The organism is bacterium, assembly GCA_037200965.1.
In the GTDB taxonomy this organism is placed as follows: domain Bacteria; phylum Patescibacteriota; class Minisyncoccia; order Phycocordibacterales; family Phycocordibacteraceae; genus C7867-001.
In genome coordinates this window covers 484,095-497,695 of sequence record JBBCGK010000001.1, presented here as the reverse complement: position 1 = coordinate 497,695, position 13,601 = coordinate 484,095, and the positions used below count along the sequence as shown (strand labels likewise).

10 protein-coding genes and 1 pseudogene are annotated in these 13,601 nt (G+C 54.7%); 9 read left to right on the top strand and 2 right to left on the bottom strand.

Annotation, left to right across the window (positions count from 1 at the left end):
* Nucleotides 1–21 precede the first annotated feature (21 nt).
* From WDN10_02815 to WDN10_02780, 8 genes and pseudogenes are all read left to right on the top strand, one after another.
* Nucleotides 22–1,419 carry a glycine--tRNA ligase gene (locus WDN10_02815; protein MEJ0053633.1) on the top strand — a complete coding sequence of 466 codons (1,398 nt, stop codon included), beginning with the start codon at nt 22–24 and terminating at the stop codon, nt 1,417–1,419.
* Nucleotides 1,420–1,511: 92 nt separating this feature from the next.
* Entirely contained in the window at nt 1,512–2,027 is a 516-nt protein-coding gene (locus WDN10_02810) for a hypothetical protein (GenBank protein MEJ0053632.1), read from the top strand.
* A 65-nt stretch (nt 2,028–2,092) separates the two neighbouring features.
* Nucleotides 2,093–3,124, top strand: a complete 1,032-nt coding sequence (locus WDN10_02805; protein ID MEJ0053631.1) for an AI-2E family transporter — start codon at nt 2,093–2,095, stop codon at nt 3,122–3,124.
* Nucleotides 3,125–4,555 (top strand): methionine--tRNA ligase, encoded by a 1,431-nt coding sequence (gene metG, locus WDN10_02800; GenBank protein MEJ0053630.1) that lies wholly within the window; start codon nt 3,125–3,127, stop codon nt 4,553–4,555.
* A 55-nt stretch (nt 4,556–4,610) separates the two neighbouring features.
* A complete protein-coding gene (gene cas1 / locus WDN10_02795; protein ID MEJ0053629.1) occupies nt 4,611–5,666 on the top strand; it encodes a CRISPR-associated endonuclease Cas1 in 1,056 nt (351 codons plus the stop codon).
* Complete coding sequence (locus WDN10_02790) at nt 5,663–5,959, top strand: hypothetical protein (GenBank protein ID MEJ0053628.1); 297 nt, start codon at nt 5,663–5,665, stop codon at nt 5,957–5,959. The genes cas1 and WDN10_02790 overlap by 4 nt, the downstream gene beginning before the upstream one ends.
* A 698-nt stretch (nt 5,960–6,657) precedes the next feature.
* Complete coding sequence (locus WDN10_02785; GenBank protein MEJ0053627.1) at nt 6,658–8,199, top strand: hypothetical protein; 1,542 nt, start codon at nt 6,658–6,660, stop codon at nt 8,197–8,199.
* Nucleotides 8,200–8,335: 136 nt separating this feature from the next.
* Nucleotides 8,336–8,758: pseudogene (locus tag WDN10_02780) on the top strand (patatin-like phospholipase family protein).
* Between the two features lie 98 nt (nt 8,759–8,856).
* Here the strand turns inward: WDN10_02780 and WDN10_02775 are convergent.
* Nucleotides 8,857–9,225, bottom strand: coding sequence for a hypothetical protein (locus WDN10_02775; protein ID MEJ0053626.1), 369 nt, complete (start codon nt 9,223–9,225; stop codon nt 8,857–8,859).
* Between the two features lie 497 nt (nt 9,226–9,722).
* Here WDN10_02775 and WDN10_02770 point away from each other — a divergent pair, with 497 nt between their 5' ends.
* Entirely contained in the window at nt 9,723–10,244 is a 522-nt protein-coding gene (locus WDN10_02770) for a hypothetical protein (GenBank protein ID MEJ0053625.1), read from the top strand.
* 1,232 nt (nt 10,245–11,476) lie between these two features.
* Here WDN10_02770 and WDN10_02765 read toward each other — a convergent pair.
* Nucleotides 11,477–13,597 carry a SpvB/TcaC N-terminal domain-containing protein gene (locus WDN10_02765; protein ID MEJ0053624.1) on the bottom strand — a complete coding sequence of 707 codons (2,121 nt, stop codon included), beginning with the start codon at nt 13,595–13,597 and terminating at the stop codon, nt 11,477–11,479.
* Between the last annotated feature and the right edge of the window lie 4 nt (nt 13,598–13,601).

Here is a 13,601-nt window from a genome sequence, read left to right as displayed (position 1 = left end):
CTTTGCTATAACGGATTCGATATGGAGGCTGCGGACAAGATGGAGAAGATCGTGTCGCTCGCGAAGCGCCGGGGGTTCGTGTATCCGAGCTCCGAAATCTACGGCGGTTTCGCCGGGGTCTACGATTTCGGCCCTCTCGGCGTCGAACTCGAAAACAACCTGAAAGCGCAGTGGTGGAGAAAGATGGTATACGATCGGGACGATATCGTCGGCCTCGATGCGGCGATCTTCATGAATCCGCGCGTCTGGGAAGCGAGCGGCCATACGAAAGGCTTCTCAGACCCGATGGCGGAGTGCAAGGTGTGCAATACGCGCATACGGGTTGATAAGGCGCTCGAATCGATAGGAATCGTGGCTGACGAGAAGATGAGCGAGGACGAGATAAACAAGCTCTTCGACGCGCACCGGGCGGAAATCGCGTGCGAGAAGTGCGGGAGCCACGATTTCTCTCTGGCGCGAAAGTTCAATCTGCTCGTGAAGTCGAATCTCGGCGACTTCACCGAACAGGGCAGCGCCCCGGCATATCTTCGCGGAGAGACATGCCAGGGCATTTACGTGGACTACAAGAACGTGCTCGACTCGAACCCCATGAAATTGCCGTTTGGCATCGCGCAGATCGGCAAGGCGTTCCGGAACGAAATATCGCCGCGGCAGTTTCTCTTTCGCGGGCGCGAGTTCGAACAGATGGAAATGCAGTATTTTACGCGTCCGGAGCAGGAGATGTCCGAGTACGAGAAACTCAGGGAGTACCGATGGAATGCGATCCTCGAACTGGGATTTGACGCGGACAATCTTCGCTGGAAACGGCATGAGAATCTCGTGTTCTATGCGAAAGACGCGTGGGATATCGAATATCGTTTCCCGTGGGGGTTCGACGAGCTCGAGGGTATTCACGCGCGCGGCGATTACGACCTTACGCAGCACTCGAAAGGAAGCGGGAAGTCGCTCGATTACTTCGACGAAGAAAGCGGCACCCGCTTCATCCCGCACATCATAGAATCCTCGGGAGGTGTCGGGCGCCTGTTCTTCGCGATTCTTCTCGATGCGTATCAGGAGGACGAACTTGGCGGAGAAAAGCGGATACGTCTCGCGCTCTCGCCGAAGGTCGCGCCGGTGAAAGCGGCGGTCTTTCCGCTCCTCAAAAACAAGCCGGAACTCGTCGAAAAGGCGAGGGAAGTGCGCGCGGCCCTTAAGAAGATCCATCCGGCAATCGCCTGGGACGATAACGGCAACATCGGCAAGCGCTACCGGAGGCAGGACGAGATCGGAACGCCCTGGTGCGTGACAATCGACTTCGATACGCTCGGGGAGATGCCGGAACTTAAGGACACCGTGACGCTTCGCGACCGGGATACCGGAGCGCAGGAGCGCCTTACGGTCGGGCAGGTTGCCGAGAGACTAAGGGCAACGCTTTCATAAGCAGAAGAACCTCTTGCACTTTCTACAAGCAGCGCTACTCTGCTGCTCAGAGGCTCGGCCCGCATCCTGCGTGCCAAATCGGGAGATTGCTCATGAACAAGATATTCGCGGCTGCCCTCATGGCAACCGGTCCTTTGTACTTTTACGTCACCAGCTCCCTGTTTCATGTCAATGTGCTCGCCCAGCAGAATAGGGTGATGGGTATTGTATTCTTGCTTGCGGTCGGCATGGGCATCCTGCAAAAGATGAATAAAATGCAGGCAACCATTGCGGCGCCTTCGGCAGTCTTTGCGGCCGCGGGCACCGTCATGCTTTTCCTCGGCGGTTCTTGGGTGATCGGCGTCGCGAGTACCGCAGCCACACTGCTTCTTCTGCTTTACGTCTCGGACTTCGGCTATCCGCGCAGCGTGAACGCGATCGAACACCCGGTCCTCCACTTGGGGGCGACGACGATTTCGCTCACCATGCCCGCGCTCGTGCTCCTCTCCGCAGGCCTCGGAGCTAATCCGGGATTCGGATTTCTGTCTGTCGTCCTTGGGGTGGTTGCGCTCTTCATGTCGCCCGACGACAGGCTCCCCGACGAGCAGCTTGGCGCTGCGGCACGCTGAAGGAGTGCCGGAAACGGAAACTCAGGGCGCTCCATTCGGAGCGCCCTTTGTGTTACTATTCCGCCATGGATAAGCAGTTCTCGATCACCATCACCCCGGGAACGATGCTCATGGCGCTCGTTATCGCCGCGGGCGCCTATGCCCTCTGGACGCTCAAGGGCCTCGTGCTTCTCCTCATTACCGCCGTCGTCCTCGCCTCGGCGATACGCCCCGGCGTGCATTTCTTTATGCGGTACCGCTTCCCGCGCGTGTTGGCGGTCCTTGCCATGTATCTCATCGTGTTCGGCGCGGTGTTCATCGTGCTGTTTTTCTTCTTCCCGCCGATACTCGACGAGGCGGGCGGCTTCTTCTCAAGCGTCCCGCACTATCTTGAGAGCGTGAATCTTCCCGCTTCGCTCACCGACCAGGGCGGGGGAGGCAACGTGCTTGGCGAGCTGCTCGCGCTTCGCGACGGGCTTGCGGCCGGTTCCCAAGGCGCGATCAATCTTCTTGCCGCGTTCTTCGGCGGCGCGTTCTCGCTCTTCCTCGTTATCGTCCTCTCGTTTTATTTCTCCGTGCAGGAGTCGGGCGTCGAGGATTTCATACGCCTCATCACGCCGGTCTCGAAGGAGCAGTATGTCGTCGGCCTCTGGCGGCGTTCGCAGCAGAAGATCGGCCTCTGGATGCAGGGACAGCTTCTCATGTCGCTTCTCGCAGGCATTCTCGTCTATCTCGGCCTCCTCATTCTCGGCGTTCCCTATGCTCTGCTTCTTGGCATCTTCACGGCGATGTGCGAAATCATCCCGGTCTTCGGCTCCTTCATCGCGGCGGTTCCGGCGATCGTCGTCGCCTGGACATTCGGCGGGACGCCCCTTGCGTTCATTGTCGCCGGGCTCTTCGTCGTCGTGAACCAGTTCGAGGCGAACCTCATCTACCCGCTCGTGGTGAAGAAGATCATCGGCGTGCCGCCGCTCCTCGTCATCGTCGCCCTTATCGCGGGCGGGGAACTCGCCGGGTTCCTCGGGGTTTTCCTCTCGGTCCCGCTCGCGGCGATTCTCCAGGAGTTCGTGAGCGACATTGACAAGGCGCGCAGGGAGCGCGCGCGCCTTGCGGCATAAATGGCGAGATACGTAACGACAACGATTCCGTACGTGAATGCCGATCAGCATATCGGCTTCGCGCTCGAGCTTGTGCAGGCCGACGCGCTTGCGCGTTTCTGGCGGCTTTCTGGCGAAGAAGTATTTTTCTCGACTGGAACCGACGAGCACGGGCAAAAGATATTCCAGTCAGCCGAAAAAGTAGGACAGGATGTGCAGGCCTACGTCGACGACTATGCGGGACGGGTACGCTCGCTTAGGGAGACGCTCGCACTCACTAACGACGGGTTCATGCGGACGACGAGCCCCGAGCATATCAGGGCTGCCGAGGAGATGTGGAAGCGGTGCGAGGCAGCGGGGGATATATATAAGAAGGCCTATGTTGGCTGGTATTGCGTCGGATGCGAAGCGTACAAGACGGAAAAGGAGCTGGCCGACGGGCATTGCGTGCTCCACCCAAATCTCGAGCTCCAGGAGATTTCGGAAGAAAATCATTTCTTTAGATATTCAAAGTATCAGGACCGCCTGATCGAGTACCTCGCCCGTCCGGATGTCGTAATTCCTGAGTGGAGGAGGGAGGAGGCGCTCAGCTTCGTGAAAGGAGGGCTCGAGGATTTCAGTATCTCGCGCGAGAAAGCGCGGCTTTCGTGGGGGGTTCCGGTTCCGGGAGACGATACGCAGGTTATGTACGTCTGGTTCGACGCTCTTACGAACTACATCTCGGCGCTCGGATGGCCCGGAGACGCGGACGGCAATTTCAAGAAGTTCTGGGAGGAAGGACAAACGCTCCAGACGGCAGGGAAGGATCAGGTGCGATTCCAGTCGCTTATGTGGCAGGCGATGCTCTTTTCGGCCGGCATTAAGAACACCGATCAGGTCTTCTATCACGGATTCATAAATTCCGGCGGGCAGCGGATGAGCAAGAGTCTCGGGAATGTCATAAGCCCGGGCGAGCTTGTTGCGAAATACGGTACGGACGCCACCCGCTACATGCTGCTTCGGCACGTGCATCCGGTTGAAGATTCCGATGTCACGTGGGAGCGGCTTGATGAGTGGTATACCGCGAATCTTACGAACGGCCTCGGGAACCTCGTCGCGCGTGTGATGAAGCTTGCCGAGACGCACCTTCCGGAGCCGGTCGCGCGTCCTGCCCCGTCGGAAGCGTTTCCGAAAGAATATATTGATGCGTTCGCAGCTTTCCGTTTCGATCAGGCGCTCGATTACATATTCGCGCGCATACAAGCTGCCGACGAACGCATCACGGCCGAAGAGCCGTTCAAGCTCGTGAAGAACGATCCGGAAAAGGGAAGAGCGATCATTGCCGGGCTCGCCGCCGAGCTCTATTGGATTGCCCGTTTCCTCAGTCCTTTCATGCCGTCGACGAGCGAGAAAATAAAAGAGGCGGTTACGGAAAATAAGAAACCGGAGAATCTGTTTCCGAGGCTTGGGTAAGCGAGGGCGTTGCGTGATCCTTGACACTAGGTCAAGGCGGTAGTATATACGCCCCATGGATTTGCTGATAGATACCTATGGCAGCTTCATCGGCGCGACGGGCGAGCGTATTACGGTCAGTCTCCCGGTTCCGCGAAAGCCGCTTGGGGGTGGCAGGCGTCGCAAGCGGGGAACTGCGGTAAAGCTTCTCCGGGTTAAGAAGGAGTATCCGGTCCGGCGGCTTGCTAAGATCGTCATACTCCGTCCGTCCTCCATTTCCATGCATGCGGTGCAACTCGCGCTCGAGCACGAAGTCGATATCGTCTATCTCGGCGCATTTGGGAAACCCGTCGGGCGCATTTTCTCAAGCGACCCGAAGGGGCTCGCGACATTGCGCCGCGCACAGCTTACGACTTCCTCCGATCCGGCTAAATCCTTCGAACTTGCGCGTACCTTCGTTGTCGGTAAGTGCCGCAACCAAATCCGCTTTATGCGCCATCTTGCCGACCGATACGGTGCGGAGAATGCGAAGGAGCGGATGCAGGCGGAGGCGGTTTTTGAGTCGATAGCGAAGCTGCTTCCGAGCAACCGGGTGAACGAGGAACTGCTTGGCCTTGAAGGATCCATTGCAGAGCGCTATTGGCAAGGCATGAAATCGCTTTTTAAGTTCCCGGGCCGGATACCGCAAGGCAGGGACAAGTTCAACAGCGCTCTTAATTACGGATACGGCATCCTCTATAACGAAGTCGAGCGGGCGTGCCTTTATATCGGTCTCGACCCGTATCTCGGACTTTATCATTCCGAGCGTTACGGCAAGCCCGCGCTCGTCCTCGATCTGGTCGAAGAGTTTCGGGTCCCCGTCGTCGACGCTGCAGTCATGCCGCTCTTCATTTCTCAGGAACTTGGCAAGCGCGGCGATTTCGAGCAGGTAAGCAAGATCGAATATCGGCTTTCTGCGCAAGGAAAGAGCAAGGTGGTTGAGGCGGTGCTTAAGCGCCTCGAGTCGAAAGTCCTCCATCACGGGAAACGCCGTACGCTCCGCAATACCATTACGGAACAGAGCGAGCTCTTAAGCCGGGTATTTCTTGAAAAAGCGCCCTTATATGTGCCGTTTGAATATGCGGCACCATGAATGATCCATGCTTCCTTGCAATAGTCGCCTGGAGAACCGCCAATCGGCAGCGCCAGATCCGCGCGGAAAAGTTATCAAAGGACTATGGTTTATCCGCACTTCAACAGACTCTCTACGTCGGACGCCTTTCCTTTAAGGAGCGCCGGGAATTTGAAATGAAGATGCGATCGCTATTCACGGGAAAACGGGATCGGCTGCATCTATTTTCTTCCTGCAAATCATGCGCACTTAATTCAACTGCCGATGCCGTTATCGGGGAGTATTATAAGATCAAGTCCTTTGAGATTGTCTAGTAATTCGCGTTACCGCTCAATATACACGGACTCCTGCAGGATCGTTCGTAAAAAGGAGGTTGTGCAACCTTAGTTGACCCGAGCGGTCTTTAGCCGTACGAATCAGTCACCGATTGGGGCTCGGTCCAGCCAATGATCCACGCTGATAATGAACGGCCGTCTGCCGCTCCTAGTGGTCTGCTGCCAGAAGGAAGGCATTAAATTGTTATGCAGGCGATTGGGTCAACGGACGGCGACGCCACTGAGGAAAGGCAACGGCCAGCCTCACCATTCAAAGAACTTGTGTTGGTGGATTATCCACATACAAAATATTGGGGATACGAAGGCGCTCGTGGTACGTTAAGAACAGGGCTGATTCGTTACAGGGGAGCCCTAGGCGGCCCCGTTCCAGGAAGTCAAGTCCATGAGCTTGATTTTGATCCCCGTGTTGGAGTTTATACCCGCCGGGCTGGAACTGAGGGCAACATCCTGCTCACCGAAATTGGAGGTTGCGCTATGCGTCACAAAAAGACGAAGAGTTCTGCACGGCCCAAGTCCAAGGCGACGGCCTCCAGAACTGATCTTACTGCGCAAGTCGCTAAGCGTCTTTCGCCAATGCTCAAGGCAATTGAAAGTCGAGAACAAGCCAACCAGATTTCTCCTGACCGTCGGCGTATCCCGTTCACAGTGTGACGTACGCGGATATTCAGTTAGATCACATGGGCGAGCGCTACCAAGTACTCAAGTACAATCGAGAGAACTTGGTAGCGCTTTTTGTTGCCGGAGCATTTAAACCTAGACTGGAGCAAATTGCACAAAAGCCCCAGGTCATTTTTCTAGCTCGTTACTGTGAAGCCGCGAAAATCGAAACTCTTGTATTTGAGCGCGACTACATCGACAAGCATTTCGCCGAAGATCATACAGGATACTACGCGAGATGCCACGCGAACTATCCGAAAGAATGTTCACGAATTCACTTTTTTCGGCAACCGTTCGATAAAGATATGGTCGAAGCGCTTTTCGTTTCGGGCCGCGGTGAGTGTAGGTTCGACGTCTTGGGATATCACGGCTTTGTAGTTGTCAAACCTCTTCCCGAAACCATCATTGGGCGAACGTGTTTGGCGCCGGTTGGGAGTAATCCATCGAGTCGCTTCCTCACTGAGCGCGGATATGTACCAAATCTTTTCGGCATAGATCTGCCTGTACGTGCGCTGCCTTTTCAAGAACAAGACCGAGAGGTTGGCGCATGCGCTACCAGCGCTCTGTGGACTACACTGCATGGCACGGCGAATTTGTATGACAATCCAATCTTATCACCTATTGAAATAACCAAACGAGCGTTTGCTTCGCTGCCAACAGCTGGCCTAGCTCTCCCGAACGACGGCTTGGATATCGATCAAATGGCTGGCGTTTTGCGCAATGTCGGTCTCGAAGCGGATTTGTTTATGACGCCCGAGCGAGCCAATATCCAAGCCGCAGCAAATGCATTCTTGAGGGGCAATATTCCGATCATTCTGAGTTTTGACTTCAACTTAGAACGCTCCAAGAAAAGCAAACGAGCATTTCACGCGGTCGCACTCAGCGGCCTTGGGCCCACAACTGGTCCCATAGTACCCGAACCTCGCACGGGTTTTCTTCTACGGGCGACGCGCATAACCAAACTGTATGCGCATGACGACGGCATCGGCCCATACTCTGAGATCAAGCTGAGCGGCCCATCTAACATCATAACGACAACTTGGTCTCGAAAGCGTGGGACGAAGATAACCCGTGCTCGCGCGGATTTGTGTCTCGTGCCGCTCTATAGCAAAATTCGCGTCCGATTTGACGACGTGTACGATGCTATCCTGGCATTTGATCATATTTTAGAGATGCTTAAAAAATTATCGAGCAATAGTGATATGGCTCGTTTCGAGTGGGACATATTTTTGAATGGCCCAAGCGATCTGAAACGCGAGATTGTTTCGCGCTCCTCCCTAAGCAAGATAGTCCGCAAGAGCCTCCTGACAGCGAATTTTCCTCGATTCTTTTGGCGTGCAGTTGCTATGGTCGATAACGAAGCCAAGCTGGAATTTCTGTTTGATGCTACGGATTTGCGGCAGGGGCGGAAGTTTCTGCACGAAATATTCTATGACGAGCGAGTGGAGGGAAGCATTCGTTTTATGGCGAAGTTAATACAAGCAGACAAACTGGAAAAAATCCCGAATCTTACGAGAACGTTGTTCAACGATCTTTCGTTGGTGCGGGAGCAACTGAACTGATTTGAACTAGCAACTGCTGTATCTGTATGCGGAACAGCAATGTGCGAAGGCTGGTATCTCATTATTTCACCAGCCTGTCCGATGTTCTGTCGTTTGTGCAGGCCCCGACCTGATTTGCGAAAGGATACATACAGTGATGGACGCTAAGAGGCCAGCCTTTGGCATATTCGAAGGTGGCGGTGCTAAGGGCATAGCGCATATTGGTGCTTTGGAGGGTGCCGCGAAGAATGGGCTCGCCTTCGTAGGTGTAGCCGGGGCGTCAGCTGGCGCGATCGTGGCAACGCTAGTCGCGGCGGGATACAGTGCTTCGACTTTGATGAATCCCGACATTAGGGATCAAAATATTCTCAGCCTACATAACTTGACCCCCGTAACGTTATTGGGGGCTGATGATTGGCGTAGATTTGTTCGCCTCCGCCAGGGACTTCGATGGGCATTGTCCGCTACGGCGTTGGGGGGTGTATTATTGTCTTTTTTAACAGCTCCCCTAGTTACGTTTGGAATGCTGCGCATATGGCGGCACTTAGGCTTTTTCACCACAACGCCCATTCGTGAATTCATCAACACAGTTCTTCGAGAACGTATGCGGGAATTATATGCCGCAAATGGTCGTGATCACGATGGAGTGCCTGATCGAATTCGGTTCGCTGACCTGAACTATGAGGAATTTAACGAGTTGTCGCCTTTGAAGATCGTGGCCACCGAGATCAACTCGGGTTCTCTCATGGTTTCCTGCAGGATCGTTCGTAAAAAGGAGGTTGTGCAACCGGCATTACGCGATTGTGCTTTATCGAAAAAGAGATGGGGCCGGTCGGCGCGATTTCGATGCTCTCGTCCCTCGTCGCCGAAACCGGATTGCCCGCCTGCATCTATCGCGAGACGCGTTGGGCGAAGGGCGTAGCAATAACGGCAGACAAACCGCTTTCCGGTGATCGCATCTTGATGGTCTATGACTTGATAGTAACGGGCGCTGGTATTGGCGCTGCTGCGGATATAGTCCACGAGATTTCGGGCGCGACTACGCATGCCGCTGTGGTACTATGTGGGTATGGTCCCCATCGCGAAAGCATAAGGACGGACCGTGGCCAGGATATTCGCGTCGAAGCCTTAACCTGGGAAACCGACGTACGCGGCCCGATTCTTGAAGGGCTTTCTCCCGATCAACACGGGGCTGAGACCGATGGGTCGCAACCCTGTGAAGAAACAGGAGAAAATCATATGAAAAAGAAGCACGCGGGAATCCCGCCAGGCGACTATAACCGGCAAAATTTGCCGCCCATATCAGAAGCTGCTAACGAGATAGTGACAGCGATTCGTTCAGCTTCCCAACAAGCGGAGAAACCTGAAGACGCTCGTTCGGGATTTGGACGGTTTCTAAAGATCAAGCGGGACCCTAAAACGGTGCTCGGAATTCGGAGACCTTCAAGACCGCGGTAGCGGCATCAGCGTTGCAATTTGGCATTTTGCCTACTTTAAGGCCCCGGCTATGGGGCCTTTTCATTGATGGCTAATAGGAAGCGATCATGGCGCTCGTAGATTTTGACCTCAAGACCGCGCTAGGTGCCGATACATCTGAATCGGTACAACGGTTTGCAGTTTATTTGCCTAACCAAGATCGCGATCAGAAGCCTGTTGAAAATTTTGACAAATGGGTCGATAGCGCCATGGAAATTATGGTGCGGATCAATGGCGGTGTAACCCAATTGCCGCTCGCCGCTGGGCGTTTCCGCGTGAAAAATGAGGACGGTTCCGAACGGATCGTCGGCGAGAATACAGTAGTAGTGTATTCCTATCTATTTGAGCCCGACGATTTTGTGCGTGAGTTTGACAAAATCAAGCGGTTCATTGACACCTTTGGAAAAATTACCAACCAGAAATCTGTGATGGTTGAATTTTCAGGCCTTGAGCCTTCGGACGATGATCCCGAAAGTTTGGTGTATTGCACCGATGCTTACATGATAAGCAAATACCCCAAAGCAGTTGCTATTGAACCGTGGAAGGACCCGACGCAGTTTCTTCCCGAAGGGTTCGTGCCGGTCCGGTGACAGTAACATAAATCGCCATTGACTTAACTCAACGTCGTCACGACGGCGAGTGTCGCGCATATTCAATGGCAGATTGGACGGTATCAGTACTCATACTCCTGCAGGATCGTTCGTAAAAAGGAGGTTGTGCAACTCGTTGCTGACCCTTCAACACATGCGCTTATGGCGGACGACGACACTACCGGGTCGGACTTTGGGCCGGTAGACGATCTGCGGGACGCAAACTTTGTTCCTGCACTCATGGCTGTCTCAAGCGCTGACGGCAAGACGCCTGTGGTGCTCTACGCCAATAGTGCCGGGGAATTACTCGTACAAAGTACCTGATTATGGCTGATGCTTACCGAGACCAGAACGATGTTCCAACGCTGATAGCAGCTTCAAGCGCTGACGGCAAGACGCCTGTGCGTCTATATGCAGACCCGACGACGCACAGGCTTCTTATAGACCTCCCCGGAGGAGGAGGTACGGTTACATCCGTTGACGCTACGGTACCGACAGGACTTACGGTATCCGGCGTACCGATCACTACTTCCGGAACGATCGCTATAGCGCTCCAAAGCGGCTATGTTATTCCTACGACTGCTTCCCTTGCTACCTATGTTGTAGGCCCGGCTTCAGCAACTGATAACGCCGTGGCCCGCTTCGACACTACCACTGGTAAGCTGATCCAGAACTCGGCAGTGCTTATTGCTGACACCACTGGCATCATTTCCGGTACCCAGGGTGTAACCTTCTCGGGTTCAACTTCCGGTACCATCGCCCTCGTCCCTACGGCAATCGCTGGAACTAACACCATTACCCTTCCGGCGTCCACGGGTACCGTCGCTCTTACAAGCGATATACCGAGTAATGTAGTCACCGCTGCCGCCACTTTTGCCACAGATGAATCTATACTTCGGTCCGATGGTACTTCGCGCGGCGCACAAGCAACATCCACCAATGCAACCTTGACCGACGCCGGAGCTTTGACGTTGGCATCGCTGGCAACTGCGGCTGGCTTTGCTCCTACCTCTTCAACTGCTACCGGTAATCGCCTCTACCTTCCTACAACCAATACGCTTGGTCTGGCTATCAACGGAACAGGAACGATACAACTTACCTCCTCCGCTCTTTCCCCGGTCACGAATGATATTGCCGCTCTTGGGACGACCGCGCTTGGATGGGCCGATCTCTTTAGTGCTACTGGTTTTACCTGGAACATTAGTAACGGTAACTGGGTTGCAACGCACACCTCAGGAGTGCTTACCGTTGGAACAGGAGATTTGAGAATCTCGGTTGCAGGCACAAACGCTGACAGTGTCGTGACTAACAATGGTACACAGACTCTTGCAAATAAGAGAAATACTCCACGCATAACGACGATTGTTTCTTCGGCAACCCCTACAGTGAATAGCGATGGGTGCGACGCCGTGACGATTACTGCTCTTGCGACCGCGATCACGTCGATGACGACAAATCTCTCCGGTACACCCACGAACTTCCAGACGCTCATCTTCAGGATCAAAGACGACGGTACGGCCCGGGCGATTACCTGGGGGGCGTCGTTCGTGGCAGAAGGCACGGCGTTGCCAACCACGACGGTTATATCCAAGGTTCTGACGGTAGGCTTTATCTATGACTCGGTAAAAGCGGCGTGGGGCTGTGTTGCGTCTCAACAAGAGACTTAGAAGATTAACGGAAACCTGCAGGATCGTTCGTAAAAAGGAGGTTGTGCAACTAGTCGATCCCAAGAAATCGGTGCATCCGTCACCATCAAAATCGGCGGTCGTGATGGGTTCATATACCGAACTCATGTTGATGGCGGTGAACGATCCGGTCCCCAGGCTCAGATACGTCGTACTGTTATAAGAAGCTACACCCGTCACGAAAACGTCCGTGCGCGCGTCTCCATTGAAGTCGCCGCTGAATATGGCGCCAGCATGCAGCGGATCGATCAGGCCGATCTGACCAAGATTTCCGAGCTGGTCGTTGCGCGTAACCACCAACCTGGCATAAGCGCCATGTGCGATACCCCGCATCGCGGTGACGTCGCTATACCCGTCTCCGTCGGTATCACCCAATACAAACCCGACCATTGTGTTGGGGAAAGCCGTTAGACCCGACCACGGCAATCCCGATATGGGGTCGGTATAGCTTATAGTCATGCCGCTCGCGACGAACGTTCCGCTCTGAGTTCCAAAATACGGGGCTTTGACAAAGGGGTCTGTTAATCCGTCAACGTTGAAATCACCGCTTTGCGTCGGAATGATAGTGGATGCGGTCCCGGTCATTGTCGGCAGGCTACCGCTGCCACCCTGCCAGCCAAAGGTCGTGGGGGCAAGGCATACCGGCGTACCCGACCCATCACATAACGTGATGGACGTTAGACGCGAATGTGCGAGCGATGAGCCGGCTTGATAGGCAAGGCGATAGTCGGAAACCAAATTCGCGGCTTGATAAGTCTTAATATTGGTGAGAAGTTTTGTGATCTTCTGCTGCGAACCGGCCTGATAGGCAATCGTGATATCTGCGCGCGTTGTGTATGTGAACTGCACGGAATTGTACGGCATAACCACCGGCGTTGCGTTGGGATTGCCGGTATAATCAATCCGAACCGGATACGCCTCTCCGTTAGTTTGGTCGTCGGTGTATTCGACCGTGACGTAGTTTCCTTTGGCATCGGAAACCTTATTGACGGCCCACGCGCGCACCGTTGTCTTGCCGACCGCTTCGATACGGGAATCCGCCGTGTTTCCGAATTCCAGGATTTGACCGGACTTGGTCCACGCTTTGAACGAGGCTGGCCCGTTACCCGCCGTTCCGTATGAAATAATTTTGGTGAAACTCTCTATTTCGGTACGATATTCCGTATTGTTCGCGCCATAGACGCCGCTTAGGGCGACTAGGCGCTGGCCTTCCAAGCAGAATTTGTCGCTGCCGTCGTAATTGACACTGCCATGCACGCCGTCTTGCGCCACCGTGCGCGCGCATCTTCCTATTGCCGGCAATCCGGAAAGCGACCAGCCGAGGCCTTGGAGGCCATTGCCGCTTTGACTGGAATAATCAAGCGACAGTCGCGGTACGATGCGGGCAGTCCCGGGCGGAACTGCAATAGGAAGTGAATATGTGAAGGCACCCGCCGAGTTTACGTCGCTTTCGCCTGGCACGCTCATCAAGACGCTGCTCGCGATGGCGGCTTGCGGCAATGCGGCTAGCCAACTCATTGCAACGCACGCAGCGACGACTAGGGTGCGGACCGAGACCAGCCCTTGGCCGAAGCGTGTTCGATTGGCAGAGCGGACCGCATAACGCGCAGGACGTATAGCAGTGAGGAAACGACCCAGCGAGATCACTCCAAAGGTGTGATTAAGCATGCAT